Below are 14,537 nucleotides of genomic sequence, written 5' to 3'. Positions count from 1 at the left end.
GAAGGGTAATCCACGGCGGATTTATTCCAACCGTTTCAAGCCCTTGAGCGTAGTTTGGCGTAGTATTGGAAAGGAACGAAAAGGGTCCAAAGCTCCGCTCTTAATCAGCGAGTCCACGGTTCGAGCCCGTGATCACCCACCAATTAAATCAAGCGGATAGACCATCGTCGCGGGTTACGGATTGCTATCGGGCAACCAACGGGCAACCGGACGAGTGTCCGATTGCCCCTGAAATGACGACGGATTGTATCTCGTGAAGCCCTTTGACTTTTAATCAGAGAGTCGTTGGTTCGATCCCAATCGGGCTCACCACCAATATCAATGCGTTAGCGAAGACGGCAAACGGTCGAATCTGGTCTCGGGTGTGATCCGGGTGCCATCCCGTTTCTTTCTTGGCACCATGTATGGAAGCTTTTCGGAGTTCGCCTCGCCGTCGAACCAAGTCGCTCAATGCGGCTCCTCGAGATGAATGCGAATTGCCCCGATCCGGTAGCCAAGTTCTCTCCGCCAAAACAAATCAGTGCTCAACGAGCGGTTGGTTCGAAACCGACGTGGAGGAGTGGATCCGGTCGAGGCCGACAGTTTTAGACGTCGCGCCTAAGCGCGATAGCGGGCCAGTCATCGCGTCTTTTCTCAGCGTGCGACTAGCGCCCGGGATGCAGCGTACCTACCGAGTTGCAATTCACCGCGCTTCCCGGAGCGAACTAGGCATCTGACAACGACCGCAGCAAAGACGTGTCATGCAAAGCAGATAAAATCATAAGCCCGGCCACAGGTTTGGAAGAAGCTTTATCGACTTCATTCGGTAATCGTTCATGTGGCACCTGCTTTCTTGCGGGCCGCAGGCCGTATTTTCATGGGATATTGCTATGGGCGTTGATGAGAAAAGACTGGCGGCGGTGAAGCGTGCCTACGACGAAGTGATTTCAGATCTCTTCGCCGACAAAATTCCGGATAAGCGTGTCCGAGAAAGCATCGCAAGCGCAGTTCTTTTCGCGGCCAGAGCAAACCGCTGCGACTGGGAGCAGATGGCTTTTCACACAGGGTCGCTCGCCAGCAATCTTATGCAACAACGAAAGGTCCTCGTCCGTGACGAAGGGCGTGTTGCAATAGTGTGATGGATACTCGGTGTCGCCTTCGGCGGTTGAGATGAACCGTGTCCCGCTAGGACGTCGTTTAACCATCTTTTTCTACAGGTCGTGACGGTTTGCTTCAGGCCAATAGCAGCTATCATACATAATCTGGCCTGACCGTCAGGGACGGTCGCTCAATCCCCGACGTCTAGCGGCTCAAGTCCATACCGTCGGAACCGATCACGTTCACGCCCACTTTGGCATGAACTTCCGACGTCAACGTCGCGCGCTGATCAAAAGTGACCTTAACGCCGTCCCAACTCTAAAAGGATGAAGTCAGTGAGACTAAGAAGGTCCTCGTTGCGCCAGGTAGCAGATTGTCATTGTTGTCGGCTGAGACAATGTAGTTCTCGTTGAAGATATTGGCGACGTTAAGCTGTGCACGAACGTGATCATTGATTTGATAATATAGCGCCGCGTCGACGGTGGTAAACGCAGGCAGCTTCACGAGATTGGTGGCTGGCTGGAGCGACGCGTAGAAGTTAGTGTGATGCACGACCCCCAGCCCGGCTGCCCAGTCTCGGGTAAGTTGATACCGGTTCCAAAGGGAAATCGTATCGCTCGGTAACAACGGAAGCGGCGTTCCCGCCGGCAATGTTGCCGAAGTCGCACTCGTAAGCTCGCCAGTTTGGTGACCGTAACCTGCTGCTACCTGCCATCGATCGGTGACGTAACCTGTAAGCGTGACTTCCACACCATCGACTTCCGACTTGCCTGTCTGAATGAAGGTATTAGCGCCCTGGGCAAATCGGACGTTGGTTCGATCAACCTCATAGACTGCCATCGCAAATGCGAGAGCTGGCGTGATGTCCCACTTCAGACCGACTTCTTTATTCACGTATTTTTCGGGCTCAAGGTCCTTGGTTGCGTTCGTGACACTTCCAAACTGGTCGCCCGAGGCCGGCAAATGCGTAACCGAGTAGCTTACGTAGAGCGATAAGTTATCCGTCGGCTTTACGATGACGCCAGCTCTTGGTGAATAAAAGCTGTCATCCTGATCGAAGGTCCTGGGCGGCACCGCGCCCGGCAAAAGGTTTGTGACCGAAGTGCCAAAGGAGTCATGACGAACGCCGCCGATGATCTCGAGGTATCGCCCGATTTCCCACTGATCCTGAATGTAGAAGGACCTGGCATTGGCCGTCACGCGATTTTGCGTCGTCGGTGACGAAAATGAAACCGGCGGCCAGAAGATTGTGGGGGCCGCGAAGGGGACGAAGCATGTGCCATTGGGTAAACTGTTTCCCATGCCAAAGCTGACGCATCCTCCATTGCCACTCGAGACATCAAACTGGCCGCTACGCCTGACGTTGAAGGAATGCTGTACGCCAAACTCAGCGCCCGCCAAAAGCGTGTGACGTGTCCACCCATCTGAAAATTTGTAGATGAAGTCCGTCTGGTTGAAGAGGTTTTCCCTGTTGTTGATGCTGTTGTAGGCGACAATCGGCACGAGCCCCGTTGTTGGATCAAATGGGCCACCAGCATAGATGTTTTGGTACATCTTTTGGTAGTTGGCGTACTGCGTGACGTTCCGGATCTTCAGGCCAAAATCCGTCGTATGTTCGACGGTGGCAGATGTACGATCGACAACGGCATTGGCAAAGCTATCGTCAGGGTTTCCAAAAAAGGTTGATGCGGATGCCGGCGATGGTCCGACCGTTCCCTTAAAACCTGATGGGCGTTCCGAAGGAATACCCCGGTCCGCGGTTCTGTGATCCTCAAAGTGTTCATAGTCGAGGATTACAGTGGTGCGCTCCCACGGCCTGAAGGCAAAGGTCGGATTGACGCCCCACCGCTCGAGATCGACATAATCACGGTAGGAGCCGCTATCTTCATACATCGACGTGATGCGGGCCGCGAAGCCCGGCGTTATTGCGCGATCGAAATCGGTCACAACTCTCTTGTGATCAAAACTCCCGAATTCCACCGTTGCTTCATTGTGGGTGTCCCAATCCGCTTGTTTGGTAACGCGATTGATCACACCACCGGCACCGCCGCGTCCGAAAGCAAGTGCGGCTGGCCCTTTCAGGATCTCCAGTCGTTCGGTGTTATAGAGATCGCGAAAGATCTGGGCGTCGTCGCGAACCCCATTGACAAAAAAGTCTGCGGACGATGCCACCTGCCCGCGAATTGAGACTTGGTCGCGGTTTCCCTCACCCGGATGTACTTCTATGCCGGGCACGTATTTGACGACGTCACCAATGCTTTGGCTTGCCTGATCCCTTATCTGCTTGTCGGTCACCACAGAGATCGATTGCGGCACGTTTCTGAGCGGCGTGTCAGTCTTCGTTGAACTGCTGGATTTTGTCGCTCTGTAGCCGATATCGCCCTGCGCATCTGGCTGCGGGATTCCCGTCCCATCGGAGGTGGGCGTCGACGCGTCTACAGTGCTCGTATTTGACGATGGCTTTGCTTTAGCTGACGTGCTTTTCCCGGGGCGAGTATTTGATGTTTTAGATTTCTTCGCGTTGTTGCCCTGGGGATTGTCGTCGACCTGGACAGAAACCGGAGGCAGCGGAACAGCTTCGCCTTCTTGCGCTTCTGTCTCTACCGGCATTACGGCCAATAGAGAAGCAACGCTGAACGAAAGCAAATAGGCGGCAGCTTTGGAGCGAACAAAAGATCGTCCATTGGTGTTGCGCACAGAGATAACCCTCGAATTTCCTAGCTCCTCTCGATGGCAATTCTTGCCGTAGCAAGTCAAGAATTTTTGGCAATGGCTTCGTTCTAGGCAGTTAGACGAATTCTAAGTGGGGCTTTCGGGCATCACGACCATATCGCGCGCATGGCGGATGAATTGCCTGCCACTATCAAGTTACTGAGAACGCCTAAGGCCTGTGCTGCGCAACAACCGTTCATCTGCAGACATTATGCGCTTGTCGCTTAGGATCGCACACGCCACCTCAGCAATCTCAACGCGTTCGTGGTGACCAGCACCGTGGCACCGGTATCGGCAAGGATCGCCATCCAAAGCGTCGTCACGCCCAGCAGCGTCGTCACGAGAAACACCGCCTTCAGGCCAAGTGCGATCGCGATATTCTGCCAGATATTGCCGAGTGTGGCCTTCGAGAGCGCGATCAATTCGACAACGCCGGTGACGCGGTTTTTCAGCAACGCGGCATCGGCCGTTTCCAAGGCCACATCGGTCCCTCCGCCCATGGCAATACCAACCGAGGCGGCAGCGAGCGCAGGGGCATCGTTTATGCCATCACCGACCATGGCGACGAATCCCGCTTCCTTCAATCGAGCGATCTCGGCGAGCTTAGCATCAGGCAACAGCTCGGCGCGTGCCTCCATGCCGAGCTGTCCGGCGATGGCGTCTGCTGTGCGCGCGTTATCGCCGGTCAGCATCAAGGCTGCGATACCTCGGGACTTAAGCTGTTTGATAGCTTTGACCGCGTCGGCGCGCGGCTCATCGCGAAGCGCAATCAGCCCCTCAATAACTTTGCCAGACATCAAGACCACGACCGTCTTACCCTCGCTTTCGAGCGCTGCAATCCTGTCAGCCAGCTCCGGCGCGACAGTCGTTTGCTCTGCCGCGTGGCGCGGGGATCCGACGGATGCGAAACCGCTCTTCAAGCGAGCGGTCACCGCTTTGCCCGGAATCGCCTGACTGCCGCCGAATACGACGGGAAGCTCGAGCTTGCGCGCCTTTGCGGCTTCGACAATTGCCTGTCCGAGTGGATGACTGATGTTTCCTTCGACGGCGGCGGCGCGGGCCAGGACCGCATTCTCTTCAGCGTTGACGGCAATGACATCCGTCACCTGAGGCCTGCCTTGCGTCAGCGTGCCCGTCTTGTCGAAGGCGACAGTCCTGACCTTGCCGAGCGTTTCCAGGGGCGCGCCACCCTTGATCAGCAGACCCTCGCGGGCTCCTGTGGCCAAACCGGAAGCAATCGCGGCTGGTGTGGAGATGACGAGCGCGCACGGACACGCGATCAGCAGCGTCGCGAGCCCACGATAGATCCACGTCATCCAGTCGCCGTCGAAGGCCAGCGGCGGGATTACGATGACCAGGAGCGCGCCGAGCATGGCAAGCGGCGTGTACCACTGGCTGAACCTGTCGATCATGCGCGCCGTTGGCGCCTTGGACTCCTGTGCTTCCTCGACGAGGTGGATAATGCGGGCGATCGTGTTGTCGGCCGCCGCGCGCGTGATCTCAATGCGCAGTTCGCCATTGGCATTGATGCTGCCGGCATACACCTTGGAGCCCACGGTCTTGGCGACTGGCACGGATTCACCCGTGATCGGCGCTTCGTTCACGTCCGAGTCTCCCGCGATCACCTTTCCGTCCGACGGGATGCGGTCGCCGGGACGGACAATGACCACATCGCCGACCACCAGATCGGCCGCCGGAACCTCTTGTACTTCGCTTGTCCCGTTGCGCAGCATCAGTGCGCTGCGCGGTACGATGTCGATCAGTGCCTCGATACCGGCGCGCGCACGACCGGCCGCTACGGTTTCGAGCCATTCGCCGATCGCGAACAGCACGATGACGACGGCTGCCTCCTCGGCCTCGCCGATGGCAACCGCGCCAAGGACTGCAACCGTCATCAGCGTTTCGATGGTGAAGGGAGAGCCGGAGAGTGCTCCGCTCAACGCCCGGCGGGCGAACGGGATGACGCTGACTAACGCCGCAGCGGAATATACCCAACGCTCGTGTGCGGGCAGAAACCATGCAAGGATGAATGCGAGAAGGAAGATAACTCCAGTCGCAAGAACAAGCTGCGTCTTCGCGTCCTGCCACACGGGCAACCGCACGCGCTTCCGCGGGACACCGCTAACAGATGCGGCGTCCGCAACCGGCTGATAGCCGAGCGCCCGGACCTTCTCTTCGATGACGCGCGGCGACGTCCGGTCCTGATCAAGCTGAAGTGCCAGGGTGCCGGCCGAATAACTGACGTTGATCTCTGAGACCCCCGGCAGCCGCTGCATGGCGATCTCGATCTTGAGGGCGCAGGCGGCGCAATCCATGCCCTCCACGCGAATTTTAAAGGCGCTAATCGCCGCCATCGGTGTCACCTCGACAATGTGTTGTGACACCCTATATGCACCTTGTAGCAACTACAGGGTCAAGCCATGCAGGCCGGAAATCTCTCGATCGGTGATCTCGGGCACCAAACAGGCACGAAAGTAGAGACCATCCGCTACTACGAGCGCATCGGCCTGCTATCGGCGCCGGCCCGCACGGCGGGCAACTACCGCTCTTACACGAAGGACCATCTCAACCGCCTGAGCTTCATCCGCCGCGCGCGTGATCTCGGTTTTTCGCTCGAGCAGGTCCGGGCCCTGCTGGACCTCTCCGACGACCGGAAGCGGTCCTGCTCCGCCATCGACACCATAGCCAAAGAGCATCTATCCGAGGTCGATCGCAAGATTGCCGATCTCAAAGCTCTTCGCCGCGAGCTGAACAATATGATCACGCAATGCAGTTGCGGCACGGTCGCCGACTGCCGCATCATTGATTCGTTGTCGCCGTGAAGAGAGCGACCTTGGGTCCGTCGCACGTGCGCTGTTGCTTTTTCTGGCTATGTCTGCGAAGGGTCACGCACGGTAGGTTTACGGCCGGTGATTTTTGCGCAGAGGCCCTGGTTTAAGAAAAATGGAACGCAGCGTCTGAGAAGCTGATCTGGGGAAGCCGGATACACTCGGCGAAATAGTCCTGCGTATGCTGCCATTCCGGTTTGTTGAGTCGCTTCGGCATCAGGTGCATGTCGCGCATAAGATAGCCAGGATTGAAGTTTTCCTCATCGATCCATGGCAAAAGCGGCTCGCCTTGATCTTCCTTTCTGAGTTCAACCGTCACCATTTCCCTGCCTATGTTCCGCATATGCTTCAGAAGCCGGGTCACGAAGTCCGCAATCAATTCAACTCTGAGTGTCCAGCTCGACCGAAAATATCCGAAAACCCATACAAGGTTCGGTACGCCCGTGAACATCATGCCGTGATATGTGACGGTATCAGCTAGATTTAGAGGCGCGCCGTCTTTCGAGAATGCTATGCCTCCCAAAACGCTGAGCCTGAAGCCCGTTGCGGTGACAATGATGTCGGCTTCGAGCGTTCGACCAGACTTCAAACGCACACCCTGCGGCGTGAACCTGTCGATGATGTCGGTGACGATCGATGCTTTCCCTGCGCGGAAAGGCTGGAAGAAATCGCCCTCCGGTATGAATGCAACACGCTGCTGCCATGGCCGATAAGCGGGCGTGAAGTGTGCTGCCACGTCGACCGATGGACCAAGATTGGCTGCGACGGCGGATATCATTTCCTTCGCCACAGCGTCGGGTTCGTTTTGGGCGCGCAGAAGTCTCCCTTCCTGCTCCTTCAGCAGCTTCTTTCGTATAATCGCGTGGATCCAATTCTCGTCGATTTCGAGTGCGCGCAACTGATCGGCCAGCGCGTCTGCGTTTGTTCCTGGATTGAAATAGGTCGGCGACCTTTGCAGCATCGTCACGTGAGCTGCCTTCTCGGCAAGCGCCGGTATCAGCGTCGCTGCGGTGGCGCCGGAGCCGATCACCAGGATGTTCTTGCCGGTGTAATCGAGGTCGGATGGCCATGTTTGCGGGTGGACAATCTGGCCTTTGAAATCGGCCATTCCCGGCCAATCCGGCGTGTAGCCCTCGTCGTGGCGATAGTATCCCTGACACATCCAAAGGAAGTTGGCCGCAAACGCCAGATTTTCACCCGTTTTCTCGTTGCGAACGACGAGATTCCACCGTTTCCTTTTGCTATCCCAATCCGCCGAAATAACGCGGTGACGGTACCGGATATGACGCTCGAGATCGTCCTCCTTAACGACTGCATTCAGATAGGTGAGGATCCGGTCGCCGGTGGCAATGGGGGATTCCACCCAGGGTTTGAAGCTAAATCCGAAAGTGTAGAGATCACTGTCCGAACGCACGCCGGGATAGCGATGCGTATGCCATGTTCCCCCAAAGGTCTCCTGCGTTTCAAGAAGAACGTACGATAGCTCGGGACACTCCCTCTTGAGCTGATGGGCGCTGCCGATGCCGGAAATGCCGGCGCCGACGATGATGACGTCAAAATACTGAACCTCATCCGCCTGCCCCTTGTGGGTCATCGTTTCCATTTGGCTATCGCTTTCTTGTGCAGGTCGGCCTAGACGGTTTCCATGTACCGGCGCCGCTCGAGATCAGTCACTGTTCGCTCAAATACGCCGAGCTCGAAATCAGCGATGCGGAGAGCGTTGTCGACGACCTCGGGCGACAGCACCTCTCGGATCCCCTTATCGTTGGCAGCGCATGCAACGGCCGCGGAGAGGGTAGTCGGAACCTTATCCACGTTGTCGTCATACGCATTGCCGCTTGCGGGCGGCGGTGGGACCAGGCCAAGGCGAATGCCGCGCAATCCTGATCCAAGCGCAATCGACAATCCGTAATAGGGATTGACGTCCGCGCCCGCCATGCGCACTTCAAGCCGTGTGCTACGGGGCGTTGCATTGATCGCGCGGAAGCCGGTCGTGCGATTGTCTATGGCCCAATTGCGTGTCGTTCCGGCGAACGTCATCGACTGCAGACGCTTGTAGGAATTCACGTTCGGCGCGTAAAAAATCATCGAAGGCGCGAACACGTCGATGTTGCCCGCAACAAAATTCTTGAACGTGTCGCTGAGGCGCAGCGGTTTACCGGCGTCGTAAAACACCGGATCTTTTGTAATCGTCTTCTGCAGGCTGATGTGGATATGGCCCGAACATCCGGACAAATCTTCGCGAAACTTCGCCATGAACGTCGCCATGGCGCCGGCCTGAGATGCAATCTGCTTCGTCGCCAGCTTGAGCATGATCGAAGTGTCGGCCATCTTCACCGGATCAGAGTGATGGAGGTTCACCTCGAACTGACCTTGCCCCCACTCAGGCAGGCAGCCTTCGATCTCATTCGGAAAACAATCTCTCAGCTTTCCGATGATGGGCTCCCAGTAGTGACCTTCCAGAATCGAATAGCAGTGAATATCGCGAGAGCCGGGCTCGATATCAGACCACCGGCCTTTGCGAACTTCGGCCATTGATACCGGCAGCAGGTAGAATTCGAGCTCGAGGCTGGCGCTAGAATCGAAGCCCATGGACTTGGCTTCTGCCACCTTGCGCTTCAACATCGAACGTGGGCAGAGCGGGTGGGGGGAACCTTCAGGTGTCGCCCAATCCATGAAGACAATCGCGGTATTTGCTTCCCACGGAGCAACGCGGAAGGTCGATAGATCAATTACGCCCTTCACGTCCGGAATGCCGGTATCAAACAGCCCCGGCAATACTTCGTCCATCGTCGTCGTCCCCAAAAGAAACGACGCGAAGTGCAGGCCATCCTCGATGGCATGATAGAAATAGGGAACCGTCAGCCGTTTGCCGCGCAGAACGCCCGCTGCGTCGGTTGCCGCAATGATGACCGTCTTGACCTTTTCTCGCGTTATGATCTCGCGGACTTCTTCGATTGTCATTTCAGGCTTCCCTTTCGTTCGCGTTCCCACGCGACGCATACATTCCGGCGACGATTAAAATGATCGAGAGGAAGACGATGAGCGTGGCGACGGCGTTTACTTCTGGCGTTACCTCGCGACGCAGGAGCGACCACAACGTCATAGGCAGAGTATTTTCTCGACCCGTGAGCAGGAAGGTGACGGCGATCTCGTCGAATGAGATCGAAAACGCTATCAACATCGCTCCGAACAGCGCCGAGCGGATGCCCGGAAAAGTTACGTTCTTAAAGATCTCCCAATCGTTGGCGCCGAGATTTGCAGCGGCTTCCGCTTGGCTTTTGCCCAGCTGCTGAAGCCGCGCGAATACCTCGGTGATCGTGACGCACATCAGTGCCGTGCCCTGGCCAAGCATGATCGTGTACAGCGAAAGGCGCAGGTGAATGGTGAGATAAAACCCGAGAAGAGCGATGCCCGTGATGATGCCGGGGAGAACGATGGGCAACATCACGATGCGCCGGAACATACCCTTTCCCGGAAACTCGTAACGATCGAGTGCGATGGCTGCGGGTACGCCAAAGAGTACACTGATAACAACGACACCGAGACCGACATAAACGCTGTTCCAGATGGACGTCAGCATTTGATCGTCCCTGAAAAGTGCTTCGTACCAACGGAACGTGAATCCATTGAACGGCAACCCGGTGTACTGGCTGTCGTTGAACGAAAAGACCATCATCACCAAGATCGGCGCGTATAGAAATGCGAGCACCGACATGGCCAGCGTGGTTACAAGTGAACGATTGCCGAAAGCGCGCATGAGATCTCTCAGAACCGGGTTTGCGTTCTTTCTTCCAACCATCCCGACGCCGAGATGAGCAGAAGACCGAGCGAGATAATCACCAATCCGATTGCGGCAGCCATCGGCCAGTCGAATGCCACGCCGAGGAGATTGATGACCACATTGGAGATCATCACGGAGTCCGGGCCACCAACGAGAACGGGGGCGACGAAATCTCCGAACGCCAGCGAGAAGGTGATGATCGCTCCTGCCACCACACCTGGAACACTGATCGGCAGGATGATGCGCCTGAAGATCATCCAGCCGTCCGCACCGAGATTGCGGGCGGCCTCGATCAAGGATGTCGGCACCCTCTCAAGCTGCGCGTAGATCGATAGAACTGCAAATGGCGTGAAGATATACGTCAGCGTCATGTCCACGCTGAATTCGTTGTACAGAAACAACCGCACGGGTTCGTGAACCAGGCCGAGGCTCTGCATCCCTACATTGAGTATCCCGCCCGATCCAAGGATCGTTTTCCAAGCGTACGCCTTGACGAGATAGCTGGCCCACCAAGGCACGATCACGAGAAGATAGATGAGGAACTTCAGCCGCTGCGTTCGAACGTGGAAAGCCAGATAGAATGCCAGCGGATAGGCGACGATCGAGGAAAAGACGGCTGTCATCAAGCCAATCCGAGCCGATTTTATGATGACGCTGAGGTACGGATCGACCGTGAAAACGCGCACGAAATTGTCGAGTGATAGTCCAGGGATGAACCGCATGTCGTCCACATGACCAAGGCTCGTGTAGAGCAGCGTGGCGTATGGGATCAGCATGAAGATCGTGAACCATGCCAACGGCGGCACCAGCCAAAGAAAGAGCCTTCGGCGTTCAATCGCTCGGGCGCTGCGGATGCTGGTTCTCTTGATCTCGACCGTCTGTTCAATCGTCGTCATCGCCGTCATCTCAATGCACCACAACGTGTGCCTTGGCCGGGTTCACCTTCAAAGCTACGGTCGAACCGTGCGCGACCTGCGGCAGATCCGTGCGTGCATGGACGTGAACGACGCCAGAGTTTCCGTTCAAGGCGACGACGTACTCAACATATTCGCCGCGATAGAGGCTATCGACCACCTTTCCGCCGATTGCATCTGCGGCGGTATCCGTGAATGTGAGATCTTCCGCGCGCAGCATGAGACCCACGGCACTTCCCGGAGCCGCGTCGGCTTTGCCTCGCACACCGACGCGATCGCCGTTTCCGAGACGGACGGTCAAGGAGTCCGCTTGTTTGCTGTCAACGGTAGCGTCCACGATGTGCGCGTGTCCGATGAAGGACGCGACGTAGCGATTGGCCGGGCGATCATAGATTTCCCTGGGGGTGCCAAACTGCATGACCTTGCCTTGCGACATCACCGCGATCGCATCGCTCATCGCCATGGCTTCGTCCTGGTCGTGCGTGACATAGACGAATGTTTTGCCGAGTTCTCGATGCAGGCGAATGAGCTCGAGCTGCATGATCTTGCGCAAGTTGGCATCGAGCGATCCGAGCGGCTCGTCAAATAGAACCACCTTTGGATCGGTCACCAGCGCTCGGGCTAACGATACCCGCTGCTTCTGACCTCCAGAGAGCTGATGGGGCTTTTTGTAGGCATGATCTTTCAGATGCACGAGATCGAGGAATTCAGCGACACGCTGTTGAATTTGCGGTTCCGTATATTTTCCCCGCTTGCTCTTTACGCGTAGGCCGAATGCGACGTTGTCCTGAATTGTCATGTTCGGAAACAACGCAAAATCCTGAAACACCATTCGCATATCGCGATCAGTGACAGGCTGATCTGTGATGTCCTGGCCGTCTCGCAAAATCTGCCCTGACGTTGGGATCTCGAGACCGGCAATCATTCGTAAGGTCGTCGTCTTCCCGCACCCGGAAGGCCCGAGAAGAGTGACGAATTTGCCGGCGCCGATCGTCATGTCGACGCCGTCAACTGCCCAAGAGGCGTGCCCGTGGCCCTCAAAGAGTTTGCGAAGATTTCGAAGTTCAATTCCAGTGGTCATCGCACTCAATGGTCCTATCGTTAGCAAACTAGAAGACGAGCACGCCTCTCGCAGCGCGAACCTTCAGGGGACAGCAAGAACTAATTTGCCGCCGCCTTCACCTGGTTCCATATTTCGAGATACTTCGCCCGGCGCTTCACCGGCTGCCACCAATCGACGTTGGTAAGCGTTGCGGGATCGGTCATGCCCAGTTCGGTATAGGTCGCCCTGGTTTTCTCATCGAGCTCGTCGGCCACATGGACGTTGGGATAGCCAAAGCCCGTGACCTTGTGCGCCAAAGCTTGCGCTTTCGCTGAAGATACGTAATTGAGGAACGGATAGACGCAGGGGTTGCTTTCGGCTCCCTTCACGATCATCCAGCTGTCACTCCAGCCTCCCCGACCCTCTTTGGGCATGAGGTCAGCGATCTTCTTGCCGTCGGCCCGCAGCTGAACGATCGTGGACTCCCACGAGTTTCCGCCCACTGCTTCGCCGCTGGCCATCAAGGTGCCCATCTCACCGGTCGTGAACCAGTATTTACGAATGTTCGGTTTCATCGCGATGAGCTTGGCCTTGACTTGCTCGAGCTGCTCGTCGCTCAGATCGTACGTGTTTTTGAATCCCAGATACCGCGAAGCCGTGTAGACCGTCTCGATATCGTCCCAAACCGAAAGCTTGCCCGCGTACTTCGCGTCCCAGAGGAAGCCGAGTGTATCCGTCTTGGGATCTACGACGGCAGGGTCCGCAATGACGCGAATGATGCCCCAGCCGTAAGGAACTCCCCAAAGCTTGCCGTCCTTCACGTCCCACGCCGGCCGCTTAAACTGCGGGAGAAAGTTCGCCATGTTGGGAACTTTGCTTTCATCGATCGGAGACACGGCATCGGCGCTCACAAGCCGCATGGTCGTGTCATTGGAAGGAGAGATGAGATCGGCGGTTCCGCTTCCGCTCATGATCTTCGACACGATCTCGTCGTTCGTTCCGACATAGACCGCATTCACCTTGCAGCCGGACTCCGCTTCGAAGGGCTCGATAAAGCTCTTGTCCGCATACCCTTCCCAGCAAAGAACAGTGAGCTGTCCCGCCATTGCAGTGCTGGAAAATGCGAAACTTCCAACAACCGCGGCCGTAACCAGACGGTGTAATTTACGCGTCACGCAGTCCATTACTCTCCTCCTTCGTCAGCAGTTGAATGGGTATTTCGCCAATCCGGCTCACCGTGTTGACACGGAACTTGTCCATGATGGCGTCGTAGGCTTCCGAGATATGGCGCGCGATTTCCGTATCCAACGCGCGTGCGTCGCGCTTTCGAACGGCCTCGATGATCGGTGTATGAGAACGAGCGGTTGCGGCTTGCGCCTTGACGTCGTTGGTATTGGTCATGAACCAAAGCCGGTAGGTGACGCCGGAAAGGTTATAGAGTGCCTGAGTCAAAAAGGGATTGCCGCACTCCTGGTAGACCTGGGAATGGAATTCGAAATCCAGATGCAGCAGGCCTTCGACATCTCCTTCGCGCGTTAGCGCCGGCACTGCATCAAAGGTATGGGCGAGACGGCTGATCTGCTTACTCGATGCGTTCTCAAGCCAGAGCCGCCACGCGAGCCGTTCCAAATGCAGCCTCAACGTATAGAGGCTGTTGACCTCTGATACCTCGACGGGTGCAACCTCGATCACTTGGTTGCGCTGAAAGATAACAAGCCTTTCGCCAGCCAGGCGAAGCAAGGCTTCGCGCAACGGCGTACGGCCATATCCAATCTTCTCTGTCAAAAACCGATCGTTGATGGCTGAGCCAGGCTGAAGCTCACAGCGGAGGATCATTGCGCGAACAGCGTGATACGCCTTCGTCGCTTGCGTTTCCCGCTCGCCTTCCGCCTGAGGCAGTCGAAATGGCTCTCTCTTCTTCGGCACAAGCAGCCTCGATGCATCAACAAACGCGTGCAGTAAGGACGCTCTAAAATATATTGTCAATATTTTTATGTGGACTTTCTTGCTCGATTTTTGGACGTTGCATTGCAGCAAAATTATGCGTGTTTGCGAGGAAAACTCGATAATTGACGACACCAATATACTGCTAATATACCTTGTATCCGAAGATGATCAGACGACCCCGTTGTTGCCGTCGACTAAGCCGGAGCCAGTGAGATGACCGTTACATCGTTGAG

General features: G+C 56.4%; 11 protein-coding genes. 2 read left to right on the top strand and 9 right to left on the bottom strand.

Annotated elements, in window-relative coordinates:
- The first annotated feature begins 815 nt into the window (after positions 1–815).
- Complete coding sequence (locus tag K2Q04_RS21460; protein ID WP_291167489.1) at positions 816–1,118, top strand: hypothetical protein; 303 nt, start codon at positions 816–818, stop codon at positions 1,116–1,118.
- Positions 1,119–1,395: 277 nt separating this feature from the next.
- Here K2Q04_RS21460 and K2Q04_RS21455 read toward each other — a convergent pair whose 3' ends face one another.
- Together K2Q04_RS21455 and K2Q04_RS21450 are read right to left on the bottom strand one after the other, a co-directional pair.
- Positions 1,396–3,774 (bottom strand): TonB-dependent siderophore receptor, encoded by a 2,379-nt coding sequence (locus K2Q04_RS21455; RefSeq protein WP_291167488.1) that lies wholly within the window; start codon positions 3,772–3,774, stop codon positions 1,396–1,398.
- A 239-nt stretch (positions 3,775–4,013) separates the two neighbouring features.
- The gene (locus tag K2Q04_RS21450; protein ID WP_291167486.1) at positions 4,014–6,143 is read right to left on the bottom strand and encodes a heavy metal translocating P-type ATPase; all 2,130 of its coding nucleotides are present in this window, start codon (positions 6,141–6,143) and stop codon (positions 4,014–4,016) included.
- A gap of 66 nt (positions 6,144–6,209) precedes the next feature.
- Between K2Q04_RS21450 and K2Q04_RS21445 the strand changes: the two genes are divergently transcribed.
- Positions 6,210–6,611, top strand: a complete 402-nt coding sequence (locus tag K2Q04_RS21445; protein WP_291167484.1) for a helix-turn-helix domain-containing protein — start codon at positions 6,210–6,212, stop codon at positions 6,609–6,611.
- Between the two features lie 112 nt (positions 6,612–6,723).
- On the opposite strand, the gene K2Q04_RS21440 is transcribed toward K2Q04_RS21445, so the two are convergent.
- The 7 genes from K2Q04_RS21440 to K2Q04_RS21410 form a co-directional block, all read right to left on the bottom strand.
- Positions 6,724–8,220, bottom strand: a complete 1,497-nt coding sequence (locus K2Q04_RS21440; protein ID WP_291167482.1) for an NAD(P)/FAD-dependent oxidoreductase — start codon at positions 8,218–8,220, stop codon at positions 6,724–6,726.
- 29 nt (positions 8,221–8,249) lie between these two features.
- Entirely contained in the window at positions 8,250–9,581 is a 1,332-nt protein-coding gene (locus K2Q04_RS21435) for a glutamine synthetase family protein (protein ID WP_291167480.1), read from the bottom strand.
- A gap of 1 nt (position 9,582) precedes the next feature.
- Positions 9,583–10,377 (bottom strand): ABC transporter permease, encoded by a 795-nt coding sequence (locus tag K2Q04_RS21430; protein ID WP_291167479.1) that lies wholly within the window; start codon positions 10,375–10,377, stop codon positions 9,583–9,585.
- A gap of 8 nt (positions 10,378–10,385) precedes the next feature.
- Positions 10,386–11,297, bottom strand: a complete 912-nt coding sequence (locus K2Q04_RS21425; protein WP_291167477.1) for an ABC transporter permease — start codon at positions 11,295–11,297, stop codon at positions 10,386–10,388.
- Between the two features lie 10 nt (positions 11,298–11,307).
- A complete protein-coding gene (locus K2Q04_RS21420; protein ID WP_291167475.1) occupies positions 11,308–12,396 on the bottom strand; it encodes an ABC transporter ATP-binding protein in 1,089 nt (362 codons plus the stop codon).
- 80 nt (positions 12,397–12,476) lie between these two features.
- Complete coding sequence (locus K2Q04_RS21415) at positions 12,477–13,532, bottom strand: ABC transporter substrate-binding protein (protein ID WP_291167473.1); 1,056 nt, start codon at positions 13,530–13,532, stop codon at positions 12,477–12,479.
- Complete coding sequence (locus tag K2Q04_RS21410; protein WP_291167471.1) at positions 13,522–14,283, bottom strand: GntR family transcriptional regulator; 762 nt, start codon at positions 14,281–14,283, stop codon at positions 13,522–13,524. The genes K2Q04_RS21415 and K2Q04_RS21410 overlap by 11 nt, the downstream gene beginning before the upstream one ends.
- Positions 14,284–14,537 lie beyond the last annotated feature (254 nt).

This window comes from Hyphomicrobium sp., assembly GCF_019753045.1.
GTDB lineage: Bacteria > Pseudomonadota > Alphaproteobacteria > Rhizobiales > Hyphomicrobiaceae > Hyphomicrobium_B.
This window is presented reverse-complemented; position numbering and strand designations above follow the sequence as displayed.

Bases quoted from the DNA above. Each gene is read 5' to 3' on its own strand.
- K2Q04_RS21445 (WP_291167484.1), top strand. From the start codon at position 6,210: ATGCAGGCCGGAAATCTCTCGATCGGTGATCTCGGGCACCAAACAGGC.
- K2Q04_RS21460 (WP_291167489.1), top strand. From the start codon at position 816: ATGTGGCACCTGCTTTCTTGCGGGCCGCAGGCCGTATTTTCATGGGAT.
- K2Q04_RS21450 (WP_291167486.1), bottom strand. From the start codon at position 6,143: ATGGCGGCGATTAGCGCCTTTAAAATTCGCGTGGAGGGCATGGATTGC.
- K2Q04_RS21440 (WP_291167482.1), bottom strand. From the start codon at position 8,220: ATGGAAACGATGACCCACAAGGGGCAGGCGGATGAGGTTCAGTATTTT.
- K2Q04_RS21420 (WP_291167475.1), bottom strand. From the start codon at position 12,396: ATGACCACTGGAATTGAACTTCGAAATCTTCGCAAACTCTTTGAGGGC.
- K2Q04_RS21425 (WP_291167477.1), bottom strand. From the start codon at position 11,297: ATGACGACGATTGAACAGACGGTCGAGATCAAGAGAACCAGCATCCGC.
- K2Q04_RS21430 (WP_291167479.1), bottom strand. From the start codon at position 10,377: ATGCGCGCTTTCGGCAATCGTTCACTTGTAACCACGCTGGCCATGTCG.
- K2Q04_RS21435 (WP_291167480.1), bottom strand. From the start codon at position 9,581: ATGACAATCGAAGAAGTCCGCGAGATCATAACGCGAGAAAAGGTCAAG.